The sequence below is a fragment of the Nostoc sp. NOS(2021) genome (assembly GCF_017115025.1).
GTDB lineage: Bacteria > Cyanobacteriota > Cyanobacteriia > Cyanobacteriales > Nostocaceae > Nostoc.
On record NZ_JABXKM010000244.1, the window covers coordinates 1 to 11,450 of the forward strand.

Annotated in this window: 11 protein-coding genes, 1 tRNA gene and 1 pseudogene; 10 read left to right on the forward strand and 3 right to left on the reverse strand. The window is 45.7% G+C overall.

All coding sequences use genetic code 11. From position 1 onward, the window contains the following. Positions 1-136 precede the first annotated feature (136 nt). The 7 genes from rimP (at position 137) to HWQ41_RS25770 (ending at position 7,182) form a co-directional block, all read left to right on the forward strand. Positions 137-598: a ribosome maturation factor RimP gene (rimP, locus tag HWQ41_RS25740; RefSeq protein WP_292769401.1), complete on the forward strand. Its 462-nt coding sequence runs from the start codon at positions 137-139 to the stop codon at positions 596-598. A gap of 184 nt (positions 599-782) precedes the next feature. Then, complete coding sequence (nusA, locus tag HWQ41_RS25745) at positions 783-2,060, forward strand: transcription termination factor NusA (protein WP_292769436.1); 1,278 nt, start codon at positions 783-785, stop codon at positions 2,058-2,060. Positions 2,061-2,209: 149 nt separating this feature from the next. Beyond that, positions 2,210-2,479 carry a YlxR family protein gene (locus HWQ41_RS25750; protein WP_104905836.1) on the forward strand — a complete coding sequence of 90 codons (270 nt, stop codon included), beginning with the start codon at positions 2,210-2,212 and terminating at the stop codon, positions 2,477-2,479. Between the two features lie 36 nt (positions 2,480-2,515). Next, positions 2,516-2,824: a hypothetical protein gene (locus tag HWQ41_RS25755; protein WP_292769438.1), complete on the forward strand. Its 309-nt coding sequence runs from the start codon at positions 2,516-2,518 to the stop codon at positions 2,822-2,824. A gap of 135 nt (positions 2,825-2,959) precedes the next feature. Continuing rightward, the gene (gene infB, locus HWQ41_RS25760) at positions 2,960-6,109 is read left to right on the forward strand and encodes a translation initiation factor IF-2 (RefSeq protein WP_292769440.1); all 3,150 of its coding nucleotides are present in this window, start codon (positions 2,960-2,962) and stop codon (positions 6,107-6,109) included. A gap of 105 nt (positions 6,110-6,214) precedes the next feature. Next, positions 6,215-6,835 carry a low-complexity tail membrane protein gene (locus tag HWQ41_RS25765; protein WP_292769442.1) on the forward strand — a complete coding sequence of 207 codons (621 nt, stop codon included), beginning with the start codon at positions 6,215-6,217 and terminating at the stop codon, positions 6,833-6,835. Between the two features lie 149 nt (positions 6,836-6,984). Beyond that, positions 6,985-7,182 carry a hypothetical protein gene (locus tag HWQ41_RS25770; RefSeq protein ID WP_292769444.1) on the forward strand — a complete coding sequence of 66 codons (198 nt, stop codon included), beginning with the start codon at positions 6,985-6,987 and terminating at the stop codon, positions 7,180-7,182. Here the strand turns inward: HWQ41_RS25770 and HWQ41_RS25775 are convergent. Next, positions 7,171-7,332 (reverse strand): annotated as a pseudogene (locus HWQ41_RS25775) (hypothetical protein); the annotation flags it as partial. The gene HWQ41_RS25770 and the pseudogene HWQ41_RS25775 sit on opposite strands and share 12 nt — an antisense overlap. 489 nt (positions 7,333-7,821) lie before the next feature. Between HWQ41_RS25775 and HWQ41_RS25780 the strand changes: the two are divergent. Continuing rightward, a complete protein-coding gene (locus HWQ41_RS25780) occupies positions 7,822-9,516 on the forward strand; it encodes a DUF1565 domain-containing protein (protein WP_292769446.1) in 1,695 nt (564 codons plus the stop codon). 79 nt (positions 9,517-9,595) lie between these two features. Here the strand turns inward: HWQ41_RS25780 and HWQ41_RS25785 are convergent, their stop codons facing one another. Next, positions 9,596-9,883 (reverse strand): DUF3493 domain-containing protein, encoded by a 288-nt coding sequence (locus HWQ41_RS25785; RefSeq protein WP_292769448.1) that lies wholly within the window; start codon positions 9,881-9,883, stop codon positions 9,596-9,598. Between the two features lie 33 nt (positions 9,884-9,916). Between HWQ41_RS25785 and HWQ41_RS25790 the strand changes: the two genes are divergently transcribed. Continuing rightward, positions 9,917-9,989: transfer RNA gene (locus HWQ41_RS25790), tRNA-Thr, on the forward strand. A gap of 310 nt (positions 9,990-10,299) precedes the next feature. Further along, positions 10,300-10,494, forward strand: coding sequence for a hypothetical protein (locus tag HWQ41_RS25795; RefSeq protein WP_292769450.1), 195 nt, complete (start codon positions 10,300-10,302; stop codon positions 10,492-10,494). Between the two features lie 449 nt (positions 10,495-10,943). Here HWQ41_RS25795 and HWQ41_RS25800 read toward each other — a convergent pair. Continuing rightward, positions 10,944-11,450: hypothetical protein (locus HWQ41_RS25800; RefSeq protein ID WP_292769452.1), on the reverse strand; the 507-nt coding region annotated here is incomplete at its 5' end.

Here is an 11,450-nt window from a genome sequence, read left to right on the forward strand (position 1 = left end):
CCCCAATGCGCGACTATAAAAGAAATGCGCTAAACTCGAACTAGGCGAATCATCACTGGTTCGTCACAAGACTTCTTGGAAGATATACCTATCGCAGGAAGTGGGTCAGTGCCCACTTTTTTTATTGAATTCTCTCATGGCTCATCCTTTAGTTCCACAAATTATTGATTTGGCGACACCAGTGGCAGAAGAATTGGGATTGGAAGTGGTTGGTGTGGTTTTTCACACTAACCAAAGTCCACCAGTGTTGCGGGTAGATATTCGCAATCCTCAGCAAGACACCGGGTTGAATGATTGTGAGAGGATGAGCCGTGCTTTAGAAGCCTCCTTAGATGGTGCCCAAATCGTTCCAGATGCCTATGTCTTGGAAGTGTCTAGTCCTGGTATTTCGCGGCAACTAGTAACAGACAGGGAGTTTATTTCCTTTAAAGGATTTCCTGTCATTATCTCCACCTCGCCACCCTACGACGGACAACAAGAGTGGATTGGTCAGTTGATTCGCCGGGATGAGACAGCACTTTACTTAAACCAAAAAGGTCGTGTAGTCGAAATTCCCCGCTCCCTAATTACTAAGGTGCAGCTAGACGAGCGCCGATAAACGAGTGATTAAAGGCTAGAGGCTAGGGACTAGGGACTAGGTATTGGAGGAGCAGAGGAGCAAAGGAGCAGAGGGGAAGTTGCTGCAAGTCTTTCCCCTTTGCACCCAATGCCCCATGCCCCATGCCCAATGCCCCATGCCCAATGCCCAGTCCCTAGTTCCTAATTTTTAAAGGAGATTGCTTATGTCAATGGTTACTTTACCTGGATTAAAAGAATTAATTGAAAGTATAAGTCGCGATCGCAATTTACCCCGGCTTGCAGTTCAATCAGCTATTAGAGAAGCACTACTAAAAGGCTACGAACGTTATCGCCGCGCCCAAAATTTAGAGCGCAGACAGTTTGACGAAGATTATTTTGAGAATTTTGAAGTAGAACTCGATATTGAAGGAGAAGGATTTCGCGTCCTTTCCACCAAAACCATTGTCGAAGAAGTCAATAACACAGACCACCAGATTTCCCTAGACGAAGTTCAACAAGTAGCTCCCGAAGCGCAGTTAGGGGACTCTGTGGTGCTGGATGTTACCCCCGATCAAGGAGAATTTGGTCGGATGGCGGCGATGCAAACCAAGCAGGTATTGGCGCAAAAATTACGGGATCAACAGCGCCAGATGGTGCAAGAAGAGTTCCAAGATTTAGAAGGAACTGTCCTGCAAGCAAGAGTCCTGCGGTTTGAACGGCAATCCGTGGTTCTGGCAGTTAGCAGTGGCTTTGGTCAGCCAGAAGTAGAAGCCGAATTACCGAAGCGGGAACAGCTGCCCAACGATAATTATCGGGCAAATGCCACCTTCAAGGTATATCTTAAAAAAGTCTCCCAAGGTCAGCAACGAGGGCCACAGTTGCTTGTATCTCGTGCTGATGCTGGTTTGGTAGTTTATCTTTTCGCCAACGAAGTCCCAGAAATTGAAGATGAAGTGGTACGGATTGTTGCCGTAGCTAGGGAGGCAAACCCCCCCTCCCGTTATGTCGGCCCCCGGACTAAAATAGCAGTAGATACTCTTGATCGCGATGTAGATCCAGTTGGCGCTTGTATTGGAGCCAGAGGATCGCGAATTCAAGTGGTAGTCAACGAATTACGCGGTGAAAAAATAGATGTAATTCGCTGGTCGCCAGACCCAGCAACATACATTGCTAATGCCTTAAGTCCAGCACGGGTGGATGAAGTACGCCTAATGGACCCAGAAACCCGACAAACTCACGTATTAGTGGCTGAAGATCAACTGAGTTTAGCCATAGGGAAAGAAGGACAAAACGTCCGTTTGGCAGCCCGCCTGACTGGTTGGAAAATAGACATCAAAGACAAAGCTAAATATGACTATGCAGGAGAGGATGCCAAATTTACAGCTGTCAGAGCAAAATATCAACCAGAGGAAGATGAGCTTGACTTTGAGGAAGAATTAGAGGATGAAAATCAGGACGAATTAGAAGAGGAGGATAGTTTTGACAATAACGATGACGAGTAATTTCTGAATTTTGTAAAGTTTTGATACTGTAGATTGTAGTTCGAGTCTCAAGGATGACTTTACAATAAGGCAACTTGGTATAAGTAAAAAATAGTAATAATAAACTTCTTTTTACACCCAGAATGCTGGAGTGAAATCACAGAGAATCGATGAAACCAAATTATCGGCGCTGTATTAGTTGCCGGAAAGTAGGCTCAAAAGATGAGTTTTGGCGGATTGTCCGCGTCTTTCCATCGGGAAAGGTACAATTAGATCAGGGCATGGGGCGTTCTGCCTATATTTGTCCAGAAACGAGTTGCTTACAAGCGGCTCAAAAAAAAAATCGACTAGGGCGATCGCTACATGCATCAGTGCCAGAAACACTGTACCAAAGCTTGTCGCAACGTCTAGCCCGCAGTAATACCCAAAACCAAATTTAGTTGGAACAATTTTGTAGCGTAATCAGCAGAGGAATTGTGTCGAAAGCCGAAGTCGCGCTTTCATCACACACTCTGTTGATCGTTAAGGTTAGTGCCAAAATAGTAAATGGGTGTAAAAAGCATTCGGCTCTCCCATTAATGAGGGACGAGGCAACATTCCCAGAACAAGATGTAATCGATTGTGTTGTGGAAGACTCAAAATCAACAAAACAAGAAACTACAAAATGGCAACCTGGTAGCGCTCAGGCGCAGTTCGGCGTCAAGGGTTCCTATAAAAATCTTTTATTTAAGAAATTTTTATGGGTACCCCTCAACCATCATTCCTGGTGGGGATGCCATTATTAAACCGAAACATCTCTCTTTCCTGATTGGAGGCACCGGCAAAAACTGAACGGCAACCTAAAAACAGTAATCCAAGGATGGAGATGTCGCAAACCAGGCAACCATCCGCTAAAACTGTAAATTAAAGGGGAAGAGTGGATGAACAACGGCAAAGTTAGAATCTATGAATTATCAAAGGAATTGAATTTGGATAACAAAGAGCTATTAGCAATTTGCGAGCAGCTCAGCATCTCGGTCAAAAGCCATAGCAGCACGATTTCAGAATCCGAGGCAGAAAACATTCGGGCGGCAGCAGAAAAACTGGCAGCTACGAATGTGTCGGCCAAAAAGGAACTAGGTACAACCAGCCATAAGCCAAATTCACCACCGAACGGCGGACGTAACCGACCTGCTGCACCCCACAAACAGCAAATTTTGGAAATACGCAAACCCAAAATATTGAGAAATACTACCTCCAACGCCCCAGAGGCGTCACTTGCTACCAATACCCAAGCTGCCTTGTCTGAAGCTAATCCTCCCTCTCCTCCACGGCCCTTCGCTACACCAGTCTCACCCATGAAGCCGACGGTACCAACTCGACCTGTACCCCGGAATCAATCTGAGACTCAAGAGCAACCTACGATCGCTGACTTGGAACAAACGCCTAATCCAAATCAGGCGCCGGAAAAAATAGCATCCCAAAAACCGGAAAAAATAGTTCCACCCAGACCGAAATCGGAAAAACCGATCAAACCGCAACTAGTTGCCCCTCCAGCCAGACCTGCGGCGGAAGAAGCCGAGGTTGTAGATGAGCCGGTATCTCAGGCAGATAAACCGATCCTCAAACGCGACCAACGGCTACGACCCGTCGAAGGCGATCGCGATCAAATTAAGCCAAAAGTCGCTAAACTGCCAACTGACCAGTTGCCACAAGGTGCACCACAAAGAACAAGTCGTCCCACCCCTTCACCCAGCAGACCAGAGCAGAGGGGCAATAGACCATCTGCACCATCACAACTGGGAGAGGGGCAACGACCCAGACCAGCACGTCCAGGTGAAGCTGTAGCAGCCGCAATGCCGATCGCTACTCCACCCAGACAGATGTCAGGAATAGCCGGCAAATCTCAAGGATTGGGTGATGAGCCAGTCTCACCGGATCTCCTCGATTTGAAACGCCCAAGTCCGCCTCGCCCGACCAAAGGCGGCAAAAAGTGGGTAGAAGAGGAAATCATTGACGAAGTTAAAGAGAAGGCTAAAGCTGGCGTCAAAGGCAAGCGGATCAAGCCCATACTTGATGATGAGTTTGAAGAAGATTTGCTAGATGATGATGATATCGACTCACCAGCCACAGTCCAAGTTAGCCTTTCCATCGCTCGTCCTCCCAAACCCAAAGCGACTCGACCTGTACAGATGCCAGGTGCAACCCTTGCTAGCGCCCCAACTGCAAGAGCAAGAAAATCTGGTTCCAAGTCTGGTTCTGGCCGCGACCATCACCAGAACCGTCGCCAAGAAGCCGAGACAAAACGTGACCGTCCAGAAAAAGTGGTGATCACAGGCCCGTTGACTGTACAAGAACTGTCTGACGTTTTAGCCGTTGCCGATACAGAGATTGTAAAAATCCTGTTCCTTAAAGGCATGGCGGTGAGTATCACCCAAAATCTGGATATTCCCACAATTACCCTGGTAGGAAAAGAACTAGAAATAGAAGTCGAAACCGCCGAGCGAGAAGCAGAAGCTCGGAAAATTACGGAAATGGTCGGTGCAGAAGACCGAGAATATCTCCACCGCCGTCCGCCCGTCGTGACAATTATGGGTCACGTAGACCACGGTAAAACAACCCTGCTCGACTCAATCCGCAAAACCAAAGTGGCTGCTGGCGAAGCTGGCGGTATCACTCAACACATTGGTGCATACCATGTGGATGTGGTACATGAGGGCAAACCACAGCAGATAGTCTTCCTGGATACTCCTGGTCACGAAGCCTTTACAGCGATGCGGGCACGAGGAGCGCGGGTAACAGACATTGCCGTGTTAGTAGTGGCTGCTGATGATGGTGTCCGTCCCCAAACCATTGAAGCTATTAGCCACGCCCAAGCTGCTGGAGTGCCAATTGTTGTTGCAATCAACAAAATTGACAAAGAAGGGGCACAGCCAGAACGGGTGAAACAAGAGCTTACCCAGTATGGTTTGACCGCAGAAGACTGGGGCGGTGAGACAATCATGGTTCCCGTGAGCGCCATCAGAGGTGAAAATCTGGATACGCTCTTAGAGATGATTCTGCTGGTAGCAGAAGTTGGAGAACTATCTGCTAACCCAGATCGTTCCGCCAAAGGAACTGTAATTGAAGCACATCTGGATAAAGCCAAGGGAGCAGTTGCTACCCTGCTAATTCAGAATGGCACCCTGCATGTGGGAGATATCTTAGTAGCTGGTTCGGCTTTCGGTAAAGTCCGGGCGATGGTGGATGACAGAAGCAAGAGAGTAGATATTGCTTCTCCTTCCTTTGCTGTCGAGGTACTAGGTTTAAGTGATGTGCCAGCAGCAGGCGACGAGTTCGAGGTCTTCTACAACGAAAAAGAAGCCAGGGCACTCGCTAGCGATCGCGCCGACAGACAACGCCTATCCCGCCTGTTACAGGGACGTGTTACCCTTACAACCCTGTCGGCTCAAGCACAAGAAGGCGAGTTGAAAGAACTCAACTTGATCTTGAAGGGAGACGTACAAGGTTCAGTGGAAGCCATTGTGGGAGCGCTCAAGCAAATCCCGCAAAACGAAGTCCAAATTCGGATGCTGTTGGCTACTGCTGGGGAAATCACCGAGACAGATATCGACTTAGCAGCTGCCAGTAACGCTGTGATTATCGGCTTCAACACCACCTTTGCCAGTGGCGCCAGACAAGCCGCCGATGAATCAGGTGTGGATGTTCGAGAATACAACGTGATCTACAAACTCCTGGAAGATATCCAAGATGCCTTGGAAGGTCTTTTGGAACCAGAGTTGGTGGAAGAACCCTTGGGTCAAACCGAAGTACGTGCCGTCTTCCCAGTCGGTCGTGGTGCGGTTGCCGGTTGCTACGTTCAATCTGGCAAGTTAGTTCGCAACTGTAAAGTCAGGGTGCGACGCAACGGTAAGGTGATCTTTGAAGGCGTCCTTGACTCCCTAAAACGGATGAAAGAAGATGCTCGTGAGGTCAACGCTGGTTATGAATGCGGTGTCGGCATGGATAAATTCAATGATTGGGTTGAAGGTGACATCATCGAATCCTATCAAATGGTTACGAAGCGCCGCACTCTCACCTTAACGAGATAGTGTTGAGGGTAAAATGGTTAGAAGTTAGGAGTGATAAATTAGGAGTTAGGAGTTAAAGGCTGCTAATTCCTAACTCCTAACTCTTAACTCACAACTTTTTATAATATGCATTCATTTCGCTCTGAACCTATTTTGTGGATTCACGTCGCTGGATTGGCGACGTTGCCTGTTTTTTTAGTACTCTGCTTATTGTTCCTGTCTGTAGGCGAGCCGTTTTTGCCAGTCTGGATGGAGCTATTGTTAGTTGCGGCTATTGGTATTCTCCCCTTACTATGGATGCAGTTGCGTCGCCCTTTTTATATATTTGCTCTTTTAGGAATAGCCCTAAAGCCAGAAAATCTGACTGAACGGCAGCGAAAAATTCTCTGTTTAATTAATACAAAGTTAAATCGTATCCTGGCATTAGTGGCAGCACTATTGTCAGTTTGGGTGCTGTGGTATCTTTACCAAATTGCCCCATTAGTCGCAAATTCAGCTAAATTCCTCCCACAATGGCGCAGCCTCGCACTATTGCTTGCGGGATTAGCCTTTTTGGGCAGCAATCTTTTTTTACAAATACCTGTGAGTGTAATGCGAGTTTTGGTGATTAATGAGACAGAATTCGCTGGCATAGAGCCATTATCTTTAGAAAAGATTAAGCAGGATTTCACAATTTTAGGGGTACGGGTTAATCAAATTGTGCCCCGATTGTTGCAATCCTTGTTTAGGATTAATACAGATTCGTAGCAGCCCCTAAAGTATATTATTTGACTTTAAAGGGCTACAAGCAGCAGAGGAGCAGGGGGAGCAGAGGAGAATAATTAATAACCAATGCCCCATGCTCAATGCCCAAGGCTCATTTACCGTTGAAGTTTAAAATAAAGGAATGAGGAACTATGGCTCAAATTCCAGCTTCTAGCGATCGCCAATTTTCTGCTGATACTGAAATTTGGTATAGCCTCAAATGTGCGATCTCCACTAGTTCCGGTTTTCAACGCTGGCAACTAGAACGCGATCCTCAATTACAGGGAATTCGCTTGGAACAGCAAGTACAACGGTATTTAAGAGAAACTTTAGAAACTTTAGCTTACTAAATACAATGTTTGCAGGCGAGGGAGTTGACGGTATGCACCATCCAAGCGATGCCTACGGCGGTAAACTACGCCATCAACTTCCACTTCATTGGTGGGATAATTCTTAATAATTTCAATCAGCGACACCTGCCCGTCAAGACTGGCAGAAAGTACTAAAGCAGATCACAAAACCTGTCGCCCAGACGATGTAAAAATAACTTGACTAATTTTCTCTAAAATAATATCACCAATCCAGCTATTCAGTACTATATCTAAAAATACAGTCCCTTAATCCCCTCCCCGCAAGCTCTTAGGAGAGACAAAGCGTAGCTTTGGCGGGGTGGAGTTCTCCGGGTTTAGTAAGTAATCTAGCGGACATGATATGACGCAAAACTCCACGCTGTAGGGGCAATTCATGAATTGCCCCTACCTTAAAATCAGGGTTTTGGCTATTGTTTGCGTAAGTCCTGTGAATAACACCGATTTTTCTGCGGCGAGGTAGCCCCTAAAATGTATAAGTTCTGTGATCTATCTAAGGAATTTAGCTGAATCAGTGCTAATCATCCAGTATAGTTTTGCATGGGTTTTACAGCAGCTACAAGGCTGCTACCTTCAACCTTGTTCGACATACCATAATTCAGCACATCACAGACTCAAAAAATGAAATATCGGGGTTTTCACATTTCTCTAGCGAAAAATTTTCGCCTTTTTTCTAGCAGTCATCTCAAATATACTTTGCGCGTGGGAGCCGGACTAACGGCAATGCTTGTTGTTTCTAGTGCTTCAATACTACAACAGGGTAAGGTTAATGCTGGTGCTACTCACCCAAAAAGTATCGCCCCAACTCTCATAGCGCAAGCTCCCGCAACAGCCGCAGCGATTTACGTCAATCCAGCGACTGGTGCAGATAGGGCTGGTGCTGGTACAACGTCATCTGCACCCTACAAAAGCATCAGTTTCGCTCTCAGTCAAGCCCAACCAGGTGCAGTTATTCAATTAGCACCTGGTAACTATAATCAGGAAAGTGGCGAAACCTTCCCGCTCTTGCTTAAACCAGGGGTGACACTGCGGGGTGATGAAGCTAGTAAAGGTCAGGGGATATTGATTACAGGTGGAGGTTTCTACACTAGTCGCTCCTTTGCTAGACAGGATATTACCATCCTTGCCGAGCAAGATACCACGATCGCTGGTGTCAGCGTTACCAACCCAAATAGCCGGGGTACGGGTGTCTGGGTGGAGTCAACTAATCCCATTATCAAAAACAGTACTTTTACTAACAGTGTCAGAGAGGGTGTTTTTGTCACGGGTACAGGCAATCCCAAAGTTGAAAGTAACCTGTTTGTGCAAAACAAAGGTAATGGAATTTCAATTACTAAAGCTGCTCAAGGAGAAATCCGCAATAACTTATTTCAGGATACTGGTTTTGGTCTAGCGATCGGTGGCACTTCCACACCCCTAATTGTGGAAAACCAAATTGTCGAAAACCAAGACGGTCTTTTTATCTCGGAGTCAGCGAAGCCCGTATTGCGTAAGAATGTCATTCAGAACAATAAACGGGATGGAGTAGTAGCAACTGTTAATGCTTTACCCGACCTCGGCACCAACGATAATCCTGGTGGTAATCTCATCCGCAAGAACACTCGTTATGATGTGAACAATGCCACCAAAACCGGTAAAATTGTCGCTGTTGGCAACGATATCGATCAGAAAAAGATTTTTGGCTCAGTAGATTTTGTTGCCGCAACTGTTAACGTACCGCCTGGAGGGACTGTTGCCTTTAAAGATGTGCCAGCAAATTACTGGGCAAAAAACTACATCCAAGCTTTAGCCTCGCAAAATATTATTGCTGGCTTTCCTGATGGCAGCTTTAAACCCAATGAACCTGTAACCCGCGCTCAATTCGCCGCTATTGTCACTAAAGCCCTAACACCATCAGCCAAACGCCCAGTCATTCAGTTTAAGGATGTAGGAAGCAATTTCTGGGCTTACGCTGCAATTCAATCTGCTTACCAGAGTCAATTTGTTTCTGGTTATCCCGATGGCACTTTTAAGCCACAGCAGCAAATTCAAAGAGTGCAGGCGTTAGTCGCTTTAGCTAATGGTTTGGGCTTAACTACGAATAATCAGAATGTCCTTAACTTTTACACCGATGCTGCCCAGATTCCTAATTATGCGATCGCACCTGTTGCTGCGGCAACTGCACGGCAATTAGTAATTAACTATCCCACAGTGAAGCAACTCAATCCTAATCGTGAAGCGACTAGAGCCGAAGTTGCGGCTTTTGTTTACCAAGCACTCGTCAATGCTGGACGCGCTCAACCAATTCCTTCATCCTATTTGGTAACAGTTCAGTAAATGTCTAGTTAGCAAATTGGAAGCGCCAGATTGATAATTTGTTAGTCTGGCGCTTCCAATATTGTGAGTTTTATTAATTTTAGGGTTTTTTACCCGATTCGGGGCGTTGTTGACGACGCTGTTCCCAGCGCCAGAGGAAGACCATTAGGGCAACGATCGCTACTTGGAGAGCTAAACTAGGCAAAGCATTCTCAACATCCCGTCCGGCAAGCACTTGGAAGAAAAAAACGAATGCGCCGAGGAAGCCAGAAGCACCGAAAGAGATATAGAAAAATTGTCGTAAGCCGCGATAAGGGGCAGCTATTTCTGCTTTGAGGCTGGCATATTGTTCAGGATTAAGGCGATTTTTAGGATTTTGATCCACCATGATTAAATCATGTTATACTTACAGATTGTGTACGCCGATGTGGCTCAGTTGGTAGAGCAGCTGATTCGTAATCAGCAGGCCGTGGGTTCGAGTCCCATCATCGGCTTTGATGAAAGTATTCCTGAATAATAAAGTTTGACATAAATCAAGCATTTAGCCAAATGCTTGTAAAAACCATTAAAAACGCACAGCGAAGAGGTGAGAATAGAAGAATAAACATGAATTCAACCACGCTTACAGCATTAAGGATTGCACATAGACGGATGCAATCCCTGATTGAGGAGTTGTACACAGCCGGTCAAACTGCATTAGACAACGATGACTTGCTTTTCGGCTAGCTTACTTCAAAGCATAGCGGATAAACTTTATGTAGAAGCGGAAAACCTGGATATTCTGATTTCTGAGTTGGAGGGTTAATGAAAACAAACGTTGAGTTAAAAGCTCGAATTAAAGAACTTGGGAAGCAAGCCGCAGACTACAGTCGCCAAGCCGTTCAAGTCTTTGACACAGATGGAGAACAAAACAGAACCTTGATGCGTCAGGCTTACGAGTCCAGTAAACGCTGCCAAGTTTTGATTAGTGAGTTACTAAGGCGGCAAAGTCAAAGCTAAGAACTTTCAAAAATCAAATACGAGTCCTAAGTCAAGTTTGACATAAATCAATCTACAGTGACTAATTATCTGGCGTCGGTGCCACATTGATGTCGTTGTGACAAATTATTGTTATCAAACCTAGTAATTCGCTTCCGTATGTATTGGTGACAAATTATTGTCATCTTTCTGGAAAGCAACAATTTATATATGGAGCTTAGATAGATTTAAACCCCTATTATGGGACTACTATTTGATTTTTGAAAAGATACGTAGGGGAGCCAGTCGCGTGGGCGGGTTTGCCGACTTGATCGTTAGCGTAGCGGTAGCAACGCAGGAGCGTCACTGGCGTTGTTTTATCGCCGAGAGTACGGCACTAAATCCTTACGAATGGTGCGTTACGGATTTCATCCTAACGCACCCTATTGGACTGATTTAACACCCCTACTCCCATTTTCAAGTCAGGTAGATTATTGCAGCAATGGAGTTGTACCATTACCGTTAGTTAACGCATTCGCAATTGCAGCTTGAGTAGGTTGAGTAGTAAGAACCGCTAAAACTGGAGTAACTTTTGAACTAGATTGTTTAGTTCGTTTTCGATTGGAGCCGCCAGCCTTGGAATACTCTATACTGTTTCTGCCGTAGACAGTTGCAACTCCACTTAGCATTCGTTCAGATATTTCGGAGAGAGCTTTATCCATCTGGGTTACTGTTTTACGCGATTCTTCCAGATTGGAAACCAGCGTATTATTAGCTTCTACCATCGCACGGGTAGTGTTGATTAAGTGACTGTAAGCTTCAATGGTTAACCCATGTCCTAAATCCAGATTTTCATCAATAGATTTAAGCAAGGCGAGACGAAGTTGGGCTTTGTCAATAGCAGCAGATCCACGAGTTTTTAAAGACATAACACATCCTTTTTTAATAATTCCTTTTTCAACATAGTGGAGTATCCTTTTGCCTGAGATGGGTAGTTT